Genomic DNA, 15,586 nt, shown 5'->3' with positions numbered 1-15,586 from the left:
CGACACCGAGTTCCGCCATCAGCTCGGCAAAGTGCGGTTCGATCGGCGGAAGCTCGAACACCCCGCCGTGCAGGTGCGGGTGCGCGAGGCACAACTGTGCCGCGACGTTGCCACGAGCGCCGCCGACGTCGACAAAGCTCTTGTAGGAAGACCAGTCCACGTGCTCGGCCAGCTGCGGCGCGACCAACGCGTTGTTCGCGTCCATGTGCACCAGGAAAGCCTTGGCGCGCACCGGATCCTCGTACAGCTTGGCGAACGCGCCGTGCCCGCCGATATCCGCCTTCGGCTCGCCGTCGCGCAGCGCCTCGGACAACTTGCCCCACATCGCGTAATGCCGCTGCGCGGTCGTGCGGACCCGCGCGCCGAGGTAACCGCCGCCAGGCGCGCCCGGCACCAGCACCTCCGCGGCCGCCGGGGTGTTGCCGAACTTCTCGCCGTCGCGTTCCAGCAGGCCGAGCGCGGCCAGCGCCTGGACGAAATCGCCGGTGAACCGCTGGTGCAGCCCGAGTTCCTGCCGGATCTCGTCGATCGTCCGCGGCGCGGAAGCCAGCAGTTCGAACACGCCCAGTTCGACCGCGCTGTGCAGGATCTTCGACTGGGTGAACAACATGTTGAGGCGGGCGATCGCCTGCGCGTCCACGGTGGTGTGGGCAGTCATCCCGGGTCGTACCTGCCTTCCGTTCTGGTGGTCCGCGGGCGGCACCGCCGCGGAAATCCTCGTGTGCGGCGATGTTTCCGGCCGGATCTCGAAGGCCCCTCAACACGCTCTCGACCTCCGCCGACGCCCGCCTCGGACCCGCTCGCGCAGCGTCCAGGACCGCTCGGCGAGCGCTGAATCCCCAGCACAGCGCGTATAGCCGCGAACCCGCGCGGTACTCCAGGCTTGACCGGACTGACAACAGGGACGGGACATATGGGGAGCACCGGGATGGATGTCGAGTACGACGTGGTGATCGTGGGCGGCGGCCCGGTCGGGCTGATGCTCGCGAGCGAGCTGGGGCTGCGGCCCGGCCGAGTGCTGGTGCTGGAGCGGCTTCCCGAGCCGAGCGGGCAGTCCCGCGCGCTCGGCCTGCACTCGCGCACCGTCGAGGTGCTCGACCAGCGCGGCCTGCTGCCCCGCTTCAGCGAGGGCGCGCCGGTGTGGCCGAAGGGGCACTTCGCCGGCATGCGGCTGCTCGACCTCAGCAAGCTCAACGGACGACACACCTACGCGCTGATGGTCCCGCAGTCGCGCACCGAGGCGATCCTCGAAGAGCGCGCGCGGGAACTGGACGTCGAGATCCGCCGCGGGCACCGGCTCACCGAACTGGAGAACGGGCCCGACGCGGTGGTCGCCACCGTGACCGGCCCGGACGGCGAGTACCGGATCCGCTCCCGCTACCTCGTCGGCTGCGACGGCGGCAGCAGCCTGGTCCGCAAACTGGCCGGCATCGACTTCCCCGGCACCGCCTCCAACATCGACGCGATGCTCGCCGACGTCCACCTCGACCAGGTGCCCGACGGCCCGCACCTGGCCCGCTGCCAGGGCGGCGTGTTCGGCACGGTCCCGCTCGGCGGCGACCTCTACCGCGTCGTGTCGGTCGAGTTCCGGCCGCCTGCCGCGCACCGCGACGACCCGGTCGAGCTGGAAGAACTCGCCGCCTCGGTCAAGCGGGTCACCGACCAGGAGCTCCCGATGCGCGACCCGGTGTGGCTGTCACGCTTCGGCGACGCGACCCGGCAGGCCGCGCAGTACCGCAAGGGCCGCGTGATGCTCGCCGGCGACGCGGCGCACGTGCACTTCCCGGCCGGCGGACAGGGCCTCAACACCGGCATCCAGGACGTGGTGAACCTCGGCTGGAAACTCGCCGCGGTCGTCAACGGCAGCCCCGACGCCCTGCTCGACACCTACCACGAAGAACGCCATCCGGTCGGCGCGCGCGTCTGCTTCAACACCCAGGCCCAGCTCGCGCTGATGGACCCGCGCCCGGAGATCGGCCCGCTGCGCGAGCTGTTCGGGACGCTGATGGAATTCGACGAGGTCAACCGCTACCTCGCGGAGATGATCACCGCGCTCGACGTGCGCTACCCGACCTTCCCCGCCTCGGACCACCCGCTGGCCGGGACCCGCGTTCCGGAGTGGTCGATCGTCGTGGACGGCACCGCGACGACCACGATGAAGCTGCTGCACTCCGGCCGCGGCGTGCTCGTCGACCTCACCGACGGCCCCGCCGTGGCCCGCACCGCCGCGCCGTGGCTCGACCGGCTCGACCTCGTCTCCGGCACCCCGTGCACCAGCGAGGTCCCCGCCGCGTTCCTGCTCCGCCCGGACGGGCACGTCGCCTGGCTCGCCGCGAGCCCGGACACCGATCCCGCCGATCTGCGCGAAGCCCTGCGCGCGTGGTTCGGACCAGCACCCGTGCGCTCGCTGCCCGCCGCGGCGAGCTGACCCCGGCCGCGCCGCGGAGAAAGCTGTGGCTGTGTTGTGGCCGAGGTCACCCCAGAGCGGCCGAGGTGACGGCATTCGGCCCTTGCGACGCGTACGGTGGGCCCTGCTGTCTGTCAGGCTGGGCCTCTCAACCGATCCAGACAATGACCTGTCTCACGAGCGTCCAGGTGGCGTGTTTCGGGCCACCGGCAGGGGACTAGCCTGGCGGTCAGCAGATGCTTGTGATATCGGATCGAGAATGGATAGAGGCGAGAGCCAGCCGTGGCCAGCAGCAGTCCCGCATCGCAGTTCGGTGCCAATGAGTGGCTCGTCGAAGAAATGTACGAGCGGTTTCTCGCGGACCCCCAGTCGGTAGACGCCGCCTGGCACGATTTCTTCGCCGACTACAAGCCCACTCCGGGCGGCAACGGTACGCAGGAAGGGAACGGGGAAGCCAAGGCCGCCGCGTCCGCCCCCGCGGCCAAGCCCGCCGCGAAGGCCCCGGCAGCACCGGCCGCCAAGGCCGCCGCGGCCCCGGCGGCCAAGGCTCCGGCCAAGCCCGCCCCGGCCGCGAAGCCCGCGGCTTCCGCGCCCGCCAAGTCCGCTCCGGCGAAGGACGCCGAGCCGGAGTCCAAGCAGCTGCGCGGCGCCGCGGCGGCGATCGCCAAGAACATGGACGCCTCGCTCACCGTGCCCACCGCGACCAGCGTGCGCGCGGTCCCGGCGAAGCTGATGGCGGACAACCGCATCGTCATCAACAACCACCTCAAGCGCACCCGCGGCGGCAAGATCTCCTTCACCCACCTCATCGGCTACGCCATGGTGCGGGCGCTGAAGGACTTCCCGAACATGAACCGGCACTACCAGCTGATCGACGGGAAGCCGTTCGCGATCACGCCGGAGCACGTGAACTTCGGGCTTGCCATCGACATGAAGGGCAAGGACGACTCCCGCACTCTCGTCGTGGCCTCCATCAAGGCCACCGAGAACATGACGTTCATGCAGTTCTGGCAGGCCTACGAGGAGATCGTCAAGAAGGCCCGCACGAACAAGCTCACCGCGGACGACTTCGCGGGCACCACCATCTCGCTCACCAACCCGGGCGGCATCGGCACGAACCACTCGGTGCCGCGGCTGCAGGCGGGCCAGGGCGCGATCATCGGCGTCGGCGCGATGCAGTACCCGGCGTCGTTCGAGGGCACCAGCGAGAAGACCCTGGTCGACCTCGCCGTCAGCAAGATCATGACGCTGACCTCGACCTATGACCACCGCATCATCCAGGGCGCCGAGTCCGGCGAGTTCCTGAAGCGCATTCACGCACTGCTGCTCGGCGAGGACGGCTTCTACGACGACGTCTTCACCAGCCTGCGGCTGCCCTACGAGCCGATCCGCTGGGTCGCCGACATCCCGGACGGCCCGGTCGACAAGACCGCGCGCGTGATGGAGCTGATCGAGGCGTTCCGGATGCGCGGCCACCTGATGGCCGACACCGACCCGCTGAACTACCGCCAGCGCAGCCACCACGACCTTGACGTGCTCAGCCACGGCCTGACCCTGTGGGACCTGGACCGCGAGTTCGCGGTCGGCGACTTCTCCAGCCGCGAGCGGATGAAGCTGCGCGACATCCTCGGCGTGCTGCGCGACTCCTACTGCCGCACGGTCGGCGTGGAGTACACGCACATCCTCGACCCCGAGGAGCGGCGCTGGATCCAGGAGCGCGTCGAGGTCCGGCACAACAAGCCGGAGCCGTCCGCGCAGAAGTACATCCTGTCGAAGCTCAACGCCGCCGAGGCGTTCGAGACCTTCCTGCAGACCAAGTACGTCGGCCAGCGGCGGTTCTCGCTGGAAGGCGGCGAGACCCTGGTCCCGCTGCTGGACACGGTGCTCGACAAGGCCGCCGAGGCGGAACTGGACGAGGTCGTCATCGGCATGCCGCACCGCGGCAGGCTGAACGTGCTGGCGAACATCGTCGGCAAGCCGATCAGCCAGATCTTCCAGGAGTTCGAGGGCAACCTCGACCCGGGCCAGGCGCACGGCTCCGGCGACGTGAAGTACCACCTCGGGGCCGAGGGCAAGTACTTCCGGATGTTCGGCGACGGGGAGACCCGGGTGTCGCTGGCGTCCAACCCGTCGCACCTGGAGACCGTCGACCCGGTCCTCGAGGGCATCGTCCGCGCCAAGCAGGACGTCCTCGACAAGGGCGGCGAGGGCTACACCGTGCTGCCGGTCCTGATGCACGGCGACGCGGCCTTCGCGGGGCAGGGCGTCGTGGCCGAGACCCTGAACCTGGCGCTGCTGCGCGGCTATCGCACCGGCGGCACCGTGCACATCGTCGTCAACAACCAGGTCGGCTTCACCACCGCGCCGGAGCACTCGCGCTCCAGCCAGTACGCCACCGACGTCGCGAAGATGATCGGCGCGCCGGTCTTCCACGTGAACGGCGACGACCCGGAAGCCGCGCACTGGGTCGCGAAGCTGGCGATGGACTACCGCCAGGCGTTCCACAAGGACGTCGTGATCGACCTGATCTGCTACCGCCGCCGCGGCCACAACGAGGGCGACGACCCCTCGATGACGCAGCCGGCGATGTACGACATCATCGACACGAAGCGTTCGGTCCGGAAGATCTACACCGAATCGCTGATCGGCCGGGGCGACATCTCCGTCGAAGAGGCCGAGGCCGCACTGCGCGACTTCTCCAGCCAGCTAGAGCATGTCTTCAACGAGGTGCGCGAACTGGAGAAGCACCCGGCGAAGGCGAGCCCGTCGGTCGAGGGCGAGCAGCAGATCCCGGCGAAGGTCACCACCGCCGTGTCGCGCGAGGTCGTCGAGCAGATCGGCGACGCGTTCGTCAACCTGCCCGAGGGCTTCACCCCGCACCCGCGGGTCAAGCCGGTCATGGAGCGCAGGCACAAGATGTCGCGCGAGGGCGGCGTCGACTGGGCGTTCGGCGAACTGCTCGCGTTCGGGTCGCTGGCACTGGAAGGCCGTCTCGTGCGGCTGTCCGGCCAGGACTCCCGGCGCGGCACCTTCACCCAGCGGCACTCGGTTTTCATCGACCGCAAGAACGGCCAGGAGTACTCGCCGCTGCAGCACCTTGCCGAGGGCCAGGGCCGCGTGATGATCTACGACTCGGCGCTGTCGGAGTACGCGGCCGTCGGCTTCGAGTACGGCTACTCGGTGGCGAACTCCGAGGCGCTGGTGATGTGGGAAGCGCAGTTCGGCGACTTCGTCAACGGCGCGCAGACCGTGATCGACGAGTACATCTCCTCCGGCGAGGCCAAGTGGGGCCAGCGCTCGGACGTCGTGCTGCTGCTGCCGCACGGCCACGAGGGCCAGGGCCCGGACCACACGTCCGGCCGGATCGAGCGGTTCCTGTCGCTGTGCGCGGAAGCGTCGATGACCGTCGCGGTGCCCTCCACCCCGGCGAACTACTTCCACCTGCTGCGCCGCCACGCCCTCGACGGCATCCAGCGTCCGCTGATCGTCTTCACCCCGAAGTCGATGCTGCGCAACAAGGCGGCGACGTCGACGGTCGAGGACTTCACCGGCCAGAGCCGCTTCATGTCGGTGATCGACGACGCCACCCAGGACCCGGCGAAGGTCCGCAAGGTGCTGCTCACCTCGGGCAAGCTCTACTGGGAGCTGGTGGCCGAGCGCGAGAAGCGCGGTGCGGACGACGTCGCGATCGTGCGGATCGAGCAGTACTACCCGCTGCCGAAGAAGAAGCTGCTGGCGGCGGTGGAGCGCTACACGAACGCCCAGCAGATCGCCTGGGTCCAGGAAGAGCCGGAAAACCAGGGCGCGTGGCCGTTCTTCGGCCTCAACCTGCCCCGGAAGTTCCCGGAGTTCTTCGGCGGGCTCGACGTGGTGGCGCGCCGCCCGATGGCCGCCCCGTCGGCCGGTTCGTCGAAGGTGCACGACGTCGAGCAGAAGGCGCTGATCGCCAAGGCGTTCGACTGATCCTCAGTTACGCGCAAGGCCGCCGCGGGATCGTTCCCGCGGCGGCCTTCGCCGTTGTGGGGTGGTCGTGAGTGGCGATCCCGGTTCTCACCGGGATCGCCACTCACGACCCCAGCCCCGCTGCCTCCACCCGGAAGACCGCGATCCTCCCCGCAGCCGCAGCGGCCGCCACCCCGTCCGGCGTCGGCGACTCCGCCAACCCCGTCGTCACGTAACGCCGCCCCACGCTCGGCGGCCCGCCCGCGACCACCTCCCGCAACACCGGCCCCCGCTCCGCGACCGGCAACTCCACGAACCGCACCCGCCGCTGCCGCCGCCCGCGCGACAGCGTGCCTTCCTTGGCCGCGCGGACGTTCGCCACCCACGCCGCCTTCGGGAACGCCTGGATCAGGTACTCCCCGCCCTGGACTTTCAATACTGCCAACGGAAACGTCCGCGGCTCGCCGCTGCGCCGTCCGGGGACGGTGAGCAGTTGCATCGGCCCGAACGCGAGCCCCGCGCGCTGCAGGGCGGTGATGACCCGGTTGATCGTGTTGACCTTGCGCCGGTATCCGGCGGCCTTCGTGTCCATGCCTTCGATCATACGCCAACTCGTATGAGTTTCATACTTTCTGGCATCCATATATATACCTCGCGGGTATGCCCGGGGTGCCGGAAAGGCAGTGGCGACGTCCCGGCCGGACCCAGTTCACTGGGTGCCAAACACCCGAGGAGGGCTGGAGTGCACTACGACGTCGTCGTAGTCGGAGGCGGTGCTGGGGGTATCGCCTCCGCGACCGGGGCGGCGCGGGCCGGGGCGCGGGTGCTGCTGGTCGAGCAGTACCCGTACCTCGGCGGCGCGGCGACGATCAGTTCCGTGCTGACCCTTTGCGGTTTCTTCGACCAGACCGGGCAGCAGGTCGTCGCGGGCGTCGGCGAGGAGGTGCTGCGGCGGCTGCGCCACCGCGGCGCCTACGAAGAGAAGACGATGGGCTGGACCGGCAACAAGATCGTCTTGCTCGACCTGGAAACCACCAAGCTGGTCTACGACGAACTGGCCGCCGACGCCGGCGTGGACGTCCTCCTGCACACCAAACTCATCGGCGCGCGGCGCACGCACGGCGTCGTCACCGAGGTCGAACTGCACCACCGCGGCGGCCGGGAACGGGTCACCGCCGGTGCGTTCATCGACACCAGCGGCGACGGCGCACTCCTGGCCGCCGCTGGAGCCGCCGTCCGCCTAGCCCCGGTGCGCGAGCGGCAAACCAGCACGCTCGTCTGCCGATTCTCCGGCGTCCCCGAGGATGCCGACCTTTCGCGCGAGGGCCTGCGCGCCGCGGTCGCCGCGTACCAACGGGAAACCGGCGTCCAGTTGTCCCGCGATTACGGCATCGCCGTGCACCTTCCGTTGACCCGCGACGTCATCGCACTCCTGGTGGACGAACAAACCGACGTCCTGGACGCCGTCTCGCTGAGCCGCGACGAGGCCAATGCGCGACGCCAGGCATGGCAATACCTGGACGCGCTGCGCAAACACCTCTCCGGCTGGTCGTCGGCGCGCCTAGAGGAAACCGGCCCCCAGCTGGGCATCCGCGAAGGCCGGCACCTGGCAGGCCGCGAACAACTCACCGGCCGCGACGTCCTGACCGCCCGCAAACGCCCCGGCGCGTCCATCGGCCGCTGCGGCTGGCCGATCGAAGACCACGCGGGCCCAGGCGTCACCCGCTACGAACCGATCGCCGACCGAGGCTGGTACGACCTCCCCTACGGCGCGATCTGCTCCGCCGACACCGCGAACCTCTGGGCAGCCGGCCGGCTGACCAGCTCCGACGACGACGCGTACGCCTCCGTCCGCGTCATGGGCACCGCCTTCGCCACCGGCCACGCCGCGGGAATCGCCGCCGCCCAGTACGTCGGCGGCCGAGCCCACGATGTTCGCGCGATCCGGGCCGAGTTGCACCGGCAGGGCGCCTTGGCTTGACCCGCCACCGCCGGCGACGGGAACCTTCCCTGATCATCCGCCCGGTCGAAGGAGCCCCCATGCCGAGCCGCTATCGCTGGGTCGTCCTGCTGCTCTGCTGGGCAGTGTTCACGATGACCTCGGTAGACCGCTCAACCTGGGGCCCCGCGTCGGCGGCGGTCAGCGATTCGCTCGGCGTCCCGCTCGCCGCGCTCGGAATCTTCGCCACCTGCTACTACCTCGGCTACGTCGTCTCCAACACCGCGGGCGGCTTCCTCTCCGACTGGCTGGGCAGCCGGGCGGTCCTGGGCATCAGCTCGCTGGTCGCGGGCGCGCTGATGGTGGGGTTCGGCTCGACCACCTCGATCGCCTGGGGCCTGGTCCTGCAAGCCTTGCTAGGCCTCTTCGCCGGAGTCGACTTCTCGGCCGGGCTGAAGCTGATCACCACCTGGTTCCGCCCAGAAGAACACGGTCTCGCGAGCGGCGTCTTCATGACCGCGACGTCACTGGGCACCGTCGTAGCCAACGCCGTCGTGCCCACGCTCGTGAAAAACAGCGGCTGGCCAGTGTCGTACCACCTTTTCGGCGGAGTCACCGTCGCACTCGGCCTGCTGTGCCTGGCCTTCATCCGCAACGGCACCGTCTCCGCTTCCACCCGCCGCGCACTGCCGGATCCCCGCCCGCTCTTCCGCAACCGCGACCTACTGCTGCTGGGTTTGGCCGGTTTCGGCGGCCTGTGGGGCACCTACGGTTTCGTCACGTGGTCCAACACCCTGATGATCCGCGGCGAACACATCGACCCCGTACGGGCTGGCGTAGTCCTGGTCATCTTCTCCGGCACCGCGGTCGTGATCAAGCCGTTGATCGGCTGGCTCACCGACAAAGCCGGCCTAGGCAGGCGAATCCCGATCATCGCCGTCCTCATCCTCTTCGGCGGGGCGCTGCTGGTCTTCGGTTCCCTCAGCAGCTACAGCGCTTTCCTAGTGGTAGCCCCGATTCTCGGCATCGGCGCGTACGCCTACAGCCCGCTGACAGCTGCCATGATCCCCGCCCTGACCGGTGCCGGGCTAGCCGGTTCCGCCGCTGGCGCGGTGAACGCCTTCTGGCAACTGGGCAGCGTAATCGTGCCCGCCGTCGTGGGACCGGTCTTCCACGCGACCGGCTCGTTCTATTCGGCGTTCCTCACCCTGGCCGCCGGACCGCTCGTGGGAGCCCTGGTCCTCCTCTTCATGCGGGACGACCGCCCGGCGCGGGTTGCTCCGCAGACAGCGACGGCCTGATCAGCGCTCGCCGATACGCAACGACAGCCGGCCACGGTGTCGGTCGGGTCGAGCCGCTCCTCCATCGACGCCAGCCGAACCCGCCGGCCGCCCCGCAGGTGTTCGCCCGCGCCCCAATCGCCACCGACTCGCTCATCGTCCCCCGGTTCTCCTGACGCGGCCGGCCAAAATCAATTTCCGCACAGGCCGTCGCTCACGGAAACTGGACGCATGCAGATCCGCCAGTCGACCGCCGACGACGCACCCGCGATCCACGCCGTGCACACCGCCGCGTTCCGCGCCCACAACCCCGACGTCACCGGCGAAATGCCGGAAGCGAAGCTAGTCGCCGAACTCACCGCCGACGGCGATCTGCTCCCCGCGCTCTCGCTCGTCGCCCTCCGCGACGGAGAGGTGATCGGCCACGCCTGCTCCAGCCCAGGCCGTCTCGACGACGATCCAGATTCCGCCATCGGCTTCGGCCCGCTGGGCGTCCTCCCCGCCCACCACCGCGGCGGCACGGGCTCCGCCTTGGTCCACGCAACGATCGGCGCCGCCAACGCACTCGGCTACGGCCTGATCGTGCTCCTGGGCGACCCGGGCTATTACTCCCGCTTCGGCTTCGTCCTGGCCGAGAAGCTCGGCGTCACACCGCCGGTGCCGGAATGGGCGCCGCACTTCCAGGCCCTCCCGCTCGCGGCGTACAACCCGGGAAACCGCGGAGCGTTCCGCTACGCCGCGGCCTTCGACCGGCTGTGAGCAATGGCTGAGGACGCGTCGTGAGTGGCGATCCCGGTTCTCACCGGGATCGCCACTCACGACGCCGCCAGCCCGTTCCGCCGCAAGAACTCCCCAGCGATATCCTTGGCATTCCGCTTCTCATCCGTGTACTGCACGTTCAACTCGGTCAACTGCTCGGTAGTCAGCGCAGCCGAAACCCGGTTCAACGCCGCCGTCTCGGCGTCATTCAACGTCCCCCGCGACACCAGCGGCACGATGTTCTGCGCCGGGAACATGTGCTTGTCGTCCTCCAGCGGCACAAACCCGTTGGACGCGATAGTCGCCGATGTGCTGAACAGGTCCGCCACCTGCACATCGCCAGACTTCAACGCCGCCACCGTCACCGGTCCGCCGGTGTCCGTCGTGCGGATTTCCTTGAACTCGCATCCGTACAGCTGCTTGATCCGGTCCTTCCACCGGCTGCTCCACTGCCCCGGCCCGCCCATCACCAGGTCTTCGCACCGCGGTCCGAGGTCGGAAAACGTCTTCACGCCGGTGGCCGCGAGTTCCTTGCCCACCACGAGCAAGTCCTTGTCCTGCGCGGGCGACTGGTCGAGCACCTCAAATCCACCCGGGGTCTTCTGCTTGAGCTGCGCGTAGACATCTTCCGAAGTCGTCGCCGCGGTATTCTTGTCGAAGTACCGCAGCAAGTTCCCGGAGTAATCCGGCACCACCGACAACGACTTGTCCTGCAACGCTTTCACGACGACCTCGCGACTGCCGACCGGTGGCCGAACCGTCACGTTGTGCGCACCGACATTCCGCAGGGCCCCGGCGTAAATCTGGGCCAGCAAAGAACTTTCCCCGACATCCGACGCACCGATGATGATATCGCCGGTACTGCCGCCCTCACCCCCGCCCGACAGCGGGTTTCCGCATGCCGACGCCAGCAGCGCCAGCCCGGCCACCAGGATGCCCCACCGTTTCACGCCGCTCCTCCCGCAGCCACTGCCCGGCCGGACGCTGCCTGCGCGGCCAGCCGGACCCCCTTGGGCACCAAGGCTCGCTGTGCCGCGGCGAGCAGCAGGTCGATCACGATCGCCAGCAACGCGGTGAGAATCGCGCCCGCGACGACCTCGGTGTAGTCCAAAATGGCCAGTCCGTCGAGCAGGAACCGACCGAGGCCGCCGAGACCCACGTACGCGGCCACCGCGGCGGTCGCGATCAGCTGCAGGACGGCGTTGCGGATTCCGCCCAGCACCAGCGGAAGCGCGATCGGCACCTCCACTTGCCACAGTCGTTGCCAGCCGGTCATCCCGATGCCTTGCGCGGCGTCGACGACGTCGTGCTCGGCCGCTTGCAGACCGGCGTACGTGCCCGCCAGCACCGGCGGGATCGCCAGCACCACCAGGCCGATGATGGTCGCCGTGGTGCTTTCGGTGAAGAGCAGGAACAGGAACGTGACGAGCCCCAGCGTCGGCAGTGCGCGGATCGCGTTGCCGACACCGACCAGCACGACGCCGCCGCGGCCGGTGTGCCCGACGAACAGTCCGATCGGGATCGCGATCACCAGCGCGATGACCAGTGCCAGCGCGACGTAGCCGACGTGCTGGGCCAGCCGGGCGAGAATGCCGTCCGTGCCCTGCCAGTTCGCGGCCGTGGTGAACCAGGTGAAGACGTCGCCGATCATCCCGCCACCTCCGCGGCCGGCGCGCGACCCGCTCTCTCCCAAGGCGTCAACAGATTGCGCAGCAGCACCAGCAGCAGGTCGACGATCAACGCGAGCAGCATGGTCAGCACGATCCCGACCACGATCGGCGAGAAGTACTCTCGCTGGAACCCGTCGGTGAACAGCACGCCGAGCGCCCCGGTCCCGATCAGCGCACCGACGCTGACCAGGCTGATGTTGCTCACCGACGCCACCCGGACCCCCGCCGCGAGCACCGGTACCGCGAGCGGCAGTTCGACGCTGAAGAACCGGCGCGGCCCGCGATATCCGATCGCCGTGGCCGCCGCGACGATGTGCGGTGGCACGGCTTCCAGCGCGTCGAGCACCGGACGCACCAGCAGCGCGGTGGTGTAGATGGTCAGCGCGACGATCACGTTGACACTGTCGAGAATTTTTGTGCCGATAATGCCGGGAATCACCACGAAAAGCGCCAGCGACGGAATCGTGTACAGCAGATTCCCCACGACCAGCAGCACACTGCGCGCGGGCCGCCAGCGATGCCCGAGCCAGCCGAGCAGGATCGCCAGCACGATGCCCGCGACCAGCGGCACCAGCGCGAGATAGATGTTCTCAAGCAGGTTGGCGAGGATTTCGCCGCGGTTGCTGGAACTCGACAGGTACCGGCCGAGTTCGCCGAAGAAGCCGCCCATCAGGACGCCTGCGGGGAGGCCTCGATCACGTCCAGGACCTGGTGCGCGACCACCGTCCCGAGCACCCGGTTCCCGCCGTCCACCACGACGCCGAGACTGGCCGGCGACGACAGCGCCGCGTCGAGCGCCCCGCGGATCGGCGTGCCCTGCACGTACAGCGATCCGCCTGCCACGAGGTCGGTTTCCGCCAACGGACCGTCCACTGTGGAGCCTGGTGGCAACCAGCCGCGCGGCTGCTTCTCGTCGTTCACCGCGAGGAGCCAGCCCTCCGACGGACCGTCGATCTTGCTGCCGAGCTCGATCGTGCGAGCCGGCGACACCTCGACACCGCTCGCCGGCAGGAACGAAAGCCCTCGATACCCCCGGTCCCGGCCGACGAACGACGCGACGAAGTCGTCCACCGGATGCCGCAGCACCTCGGCTGGCGTGCCGTACTGCGCGAGCTTCCCGCCGACGCGCATCACCGCGACCTTGTCCCCGAGCCGCACGGCCTCGTCGATGTCGTGCGTGACGAACACGATTGTCTTGCCCAGCTGGGATTGCAGCCGCAGCAACTCGTCTTGAAGCCCTTCGCGGACCACCGGGTCGACCGCGGAGAACGGCTCGTCCATCAGCAACACCGGAGAATCCGCGGCGAGCGCGCGAGCCACGCCGACGCGCTGCTGCTGCCCGCCGGACAGCTGCGCCGGATAACGCTTCCCGAGTTCCGTCGGCAGGCCGACCGTCTTGAGCAGCTCGGCCGCCCGGGCGCGCGCCTTGCGTTTGTCCCATCCGGACAGCAGCGGCACGGTAGCGATGTTGTCGAGCACTGTCCGGTGCGGAAAGAGCCCGGCGTGCTGGATCACGTAGCCGATGCCGCGGCGCAGCACCGCCGGGTCGCCTTCGCTGACGTCCTTGCCGTCCAGCAGCACCGCGCCCGACGTCAGCTCGACCATCCGGTTGATCATCCGCAGCGAGGTCGTCTTCCCGCACCCGGACGGGCCGACGAACACTGTGATCGTGCCGTCTTCCACGGTGAGCGAGAGGCCGTCGACCGCGACCGTGCCGTCCGGATAGCGTTTGACGACGTCTCGGAATTCGATGGTCACAGACTTCTCCCCACGTCCTGGTGCAGAGTCCGACGGTAGCCCACTCGCGCGGCCTTGGCAGCCTGTCCCGCAGCGTGGCCGACTACCCTCGGACCCCGTGACCGCCCTAGACGACGCCCTCGCCGCACACGGCGCCGCCGTCCGCCCGCTCTACGAAGTGCTCGCCCTGCTGCGCAGCGGCTCGTACGAGTTGGCCGACCTAGTGCGGCTCACCGCCGCCCCACGCCGAAGCATCGAGGACCTTCTCGCGGCGCTGGAACCGGACTTGGAACGCTCCGCCGCCGGCGTCCGCATCGCCCCGCACGCACGCGCCGCCTACACGCCGTACTCCTTGCCGTCCCTGCCCGACCCGCTCGAAGCAGCAGTCGCCGCCCAACCGGCCTTGCTCACCATGCTGGCCGAACGAATCGCCGCCGTCCCGCCCCCGCTCGCCGCCCTGGACCACGTGCAAGCGACCCCGGAGACCGTGCTGCGCCGCGCGTTGTGGCTGAACTCTCGCTACGACCTCCGCCGCGGCAAGGTGCTCTTCCTCGGCGACCACGACCTGACGTCGCTAGCCGTGCGCGCGGTGTGCCCGGAAGCCGAACTGTCCGTAGTGGACCTGGACGAACGCGTCCTGTCCTACCTGGACACAACCGGCGAACGCACCATCTTCACCGCACACGCCGACCTGCGCGTCGGCCTGCCCCCGGCCCTGACCGGCAAGGCAGACCTGGTCTTCAGCGACCCGCCCTACACGCCGGAAGGCATGGGCCTCTTCGCCGCCCGCGCGGTGCAAGCTTTGCGCGAACCCACCGAAGGCCGAATCCTTCTGGCCTACGGCTACAGCCCACGCCACCCCGCCCTAGGCGCGCAGGTGCAGCGCTCCCTCGCCACCCTTGGCCTGACCTTCGAAGCAATCCTCCCGGACTTCAACCGCTACACCGGCGCCCAAGCAATCGGCAGCGCGGCGGACTTGTATGTCTGCCAACCAACCGCGAAAGCGAAGAAATCGTTCGCCCGCAAGGGAAGCTCCGCCATCTACACGCACGGCCCGCAATCAGTCGAATCAGCCGGCACCAAACCGGGCCTCCTGGCCGCCGCCCGGGAAATCGCCTCCGAAGGCGGCCTGGCCCTGGAAACCCGCCCCGTCGGCTGGGCCACGTCCGGTCCCGAAGGCGATGCCGTCGCCATGGACCTCTCCGCCGACCCCGGCCCCTGGCTCCTGCGCACCCTGCTGGGCACGAACGCCCGGCGCCTGGCACTGCTGCTGCCGAACAACCACCCCGACCTCGCGGACGCAGCCGCCCAGGCCGCGCTCACCACGCTGGTGGCGGACAAGTACCGCCTTCGCCTGCTGCGCAGCACCCCCGACAACCGCCACGCCATCGTCGCCGCCGACCTGGTCGACCGTCCCTCCGAACTGCTCACCCGCGCCCACGCCCGATTGGCCAATGCCGCGCTGAACGTCCCGGAAGACCTGGCCGACCTGCGCCTGGTGGACGTCCCACGACACCGGCTGGCGGAGCTGCTCCCCGGCTGATCCGCGCGCAGCGCTCCCGGCGCATGGTCGTGAGGGAACCCTGAGGGAATCAGAGTCCGTCAGGGACCCCCTCACGACCCGCCGCCCGCCGCCCGTGATGCACCCACGAAACCAGGCACCCACACCACCCCCGCACCCCGATACGAAGCCGGAAATGCAGTCTGCGGGGGCTTGTCAAGGCATCTTTCCCGCCTTGACAAGCCCCCGCAGACTGTCATCACAATGGGCTTCGGGGTGCCCCAACACGACCGGGCGCAAGGTCGCCGCCAGGCGACGAGCCGCCGCCGAAGCAACCCCAGCTGCCCGATC

The 15,586-nt window shown here is 69.3% G+C and carries 12 protein-coding genes; 6 read left to right on the top strand and 6 right to left on the bottom strand.

The window, feature by feature from the left end; genetic code table 11:
- Positions 1-658 (bottom strand): methyltransferase dimerization domain-containing protein (locus A4R44_RS49895; RefSeq protein WP_304456040.1); only part of this gene is annotated, 658 nt, incomplete at its 3' end.
- 255 nt (positions 659-913) lie between these two features.
- Here A4R44_RS49895 and A4R44_RS02850 point away from each other — a divergent pair.
- The gene (locus A4R44_RS02850; protein ID WP_093573249.1) at positions 914-2,428 is read left to right on the top strand and encodes an FAD-dependent monooxygenase; all 1,515 of its coding nucleotides are present in this window, start codon (positions 914-916) and stop codon (positions 2,426-2,428) included.
- A gap of 261 nt (positions 2,429-2,689) precedes the next feature.
- Positions 2,690-6,370 (top strand): multifunctional oxoglutarate decarboxylase/oxoglutarate dehydrogenase thiamine pyrophosphate-binding subunit/dihydrolipoyllysine-residue succinyltransferase subunit, encoded by a 3,681-nt coding sequence (locus A4R44_RS02845; protein WP_093573250.1) that lies wholly within the window; start codon positions 2,690-2,692, stop codon positions 6,368-6,370.
- Positions 6,371-6,473: 103 nt separating this feature from the next.
- Here A4R44_RS02845 and A4R44_RS02840 read toward each other — a convergent pair whose 3' ends face one another.
- Positions 6,474-6,941 carry a nitroreductase family deazaflavin-dependent oxidoreductase gene (locus tag A4R44_RS02840; RefSeq protein WP_067576576.1) on the bottom strand — a complete coding sequence of 156 codons (468 nt, stop codon included), beginning with the start codon at positions 6,939-6,941 and terminating at the stop codon, positions 6,474-6,476.
- A 150-nt stretch (positions 6,942-7,091) separates the two neighbouring features.
- Between A4R44_RS02840 and A4R44_RS02835 the strand changes: the two genes are divergently transcribed.
- The 3 genes from A4R44_RS02835 to A4R44_RS02825 all read left to right on the top strand — a co-directional run bounded on the left by A4R44_RS02835 (position 7,092) and on the right by A4R44_RS02825 (position 10,327).
- Positions 7,092-8,330 carry an FAD-dependent oxidoreductase gene (locus tag A4R44_RS02835; protein WP_067576090.1) on the top strand — a complete coding sequence of 413 codons (1,239 nt, stop codon included), beginning with the start codon at positions 7,092-7,094 and terminating at the stop codon, positions 8,328-8,330.
- Between the two features lie 59 nt (positions 8,331-8,389).
- On the top strand, positions 8,390-9,589 hold the full coding sequence (locus A4R44_RS02830) for an MFS transporter (protein ID WP_067576088.1): 1,200 nt from the start codon (positions 8,390-8,392) through the stop codon (positions 9,587-9,589).
- A gap of 210 nt (positions 9,590-9,799) precedes the next feature.
- The gene (locus A4R44_RS02825; RefSeq protein ID WP_067576086.1) at positions 9,800-10,327 is read left to right on the top strand and encodes a GNAT family N-acetyltransferase; all 528 of its coding nucleotides are present in this window, start codon (positions 9,800-9,802) and stop codon (positions 10,325-10,327) included.
- A gap of 56 nt (positions 10,328-10,383) precedes the next feature.
- On the opposite strand, the gene A4R44_RS02820 is transcribed toward A4R44_RS02825, so the two are convergent.
- Genes A4R44_RS02820 through A4R44_RS02805 form a run of 4 tightly spaced genes read right to left on the bottom strand, consistent with a single transcriptional unit; the run spans position 10,384 to position 13,755 of the window.
- Positions 10,384-11,277 (bottom strand): ABC transporter substrate-binding protein, encoded by an 894-nt coding sequence (locus tag A4R44_RS02820; RefSeq protein ID WP_067576084.1) that lies wholly within the window; start codon positions 11,275-11,277, stop codon positions 10,384-10,386.
- On the bottom strand, positions 11,274-11,978 hold the full coding sequence (locus tag A4R44_RS02815) for an ABC transporter permease (protein WP_067576082.1): 705 nt from the start codon (positions 11,976-11,978) through the stop codon (positions 11,274-11,276). Before A4R44_RS02815 ends, A4R44_RS02820 begins: the two co-directional genes overlap by 4 nt.
- On the bottom strand, positions 11,975-12,667 hold the full coding sequence (locus tag A4R44_RS02810; RefSeq protein ID WP_067576080.1) for an ABC transporter permease: 693 nt from the start codon (positions 12,665-12,667) through the stop codon (positions 11,975-11,977). The genes A4R44_RS02815 and A4R44_RS02810 overlap by 4 nt, the downstream gene beginning before the upstream one ends.
- Positions 12,667-13,755 (bottom strand): ABC transporter ATP-binding protein, encoded by a 1,089-nt coding sequence (locus A4R44_RS02805; RefSeq protein ID WP_067576078.1) that lies wholly within the window; start codon positions 13,753-13,755, stop codon positions 12,667-12,669. Before A4R44_RS02805 ends, A4R44_RS02810 begins: the two co-directional genes overlap by 1 nt.
- Before the next feature lie 97 nt (positions 13,756-13,852).
- Here A4R44_RS02805 and A4R44_RS02800 point away from each other — a divergent pair, with 97 nt between their 5' ends.
- Complete coding sequence (locus tag A4R44_RS02800) at positions 13,853-15,277, top strand: bis-aminopropyl spermidine synthase family protein (RefSeq protein ID WP_067576076.1); 1,425 nt, start codon at positions 13,853-13,855, stop codon at positions 15,275-15,277.
- Positions 15,278-15,586: the final 309 nt, after the last annotated feature.

This window comes from Amycolatopsis sp. M39, from assembly GCF_001651785.1.
GTDB classification, from domain to species: Bacteria; Actinomycetota; Actinomycetes; order Mycobacteriales; family Pseudonocardiaceae; genus Amycolatopsis; species Amycolatopsis rubida.
Note: the sequence above shows the minus strand (reverse complement) of the source record. Positions and strands in the feature narration are given on the sequence as shown.

What these genes read in the sequence shown, in the direction of transcription:
- A4R44_RS02830 (WP_067576088.1), top strand. Translation starts at nt 8,390, where the DNA reads ATGCCGAGCCGCTATCGCTGGGTCGTCCTGCTGCTCTGCTGGGCAGTG.
- A4R44_RS02815 (WP_067576082.1), bottom strand. Translation starts at nt 11,978, where the DNA reads ATGATCGGCGACGTCTTCACCTGGTTCACCACGGCCGCGAACTGGCAG.
- A4R44_RS02825 (WP_067576086.1), top strand. Translation starts at nt 9,800, where the DNA reads ATGCAGATCCGCCAGTCGACCGCCGACGACGCACCCGCGATCCACGCC.
- A4R44_RS02840 (WP_067576576.1), bottom strand. Translation starts at nt 6,941, where the DNA reads ATGGACACGAAGGCCGCCGGATACCGGCGCAAGGTCAACACGATCAAC.
- A4R44_RS02850 (WP_093573249.1), top strand. Translation starts at nt 914, where the DNA reads ATGGGGAGCACCGGGATGGATGTCGAGTACGACGTGGTGATCGTGGGC.
- A4R44_RS02810 (WP_067576080.1), bottom strand. Translation starts at nt 12,667, where the DNA reads ATGGGCGGCTTCTTCGGCGAACTCGGCCGGTACCTGTCGAGTTCCAGC.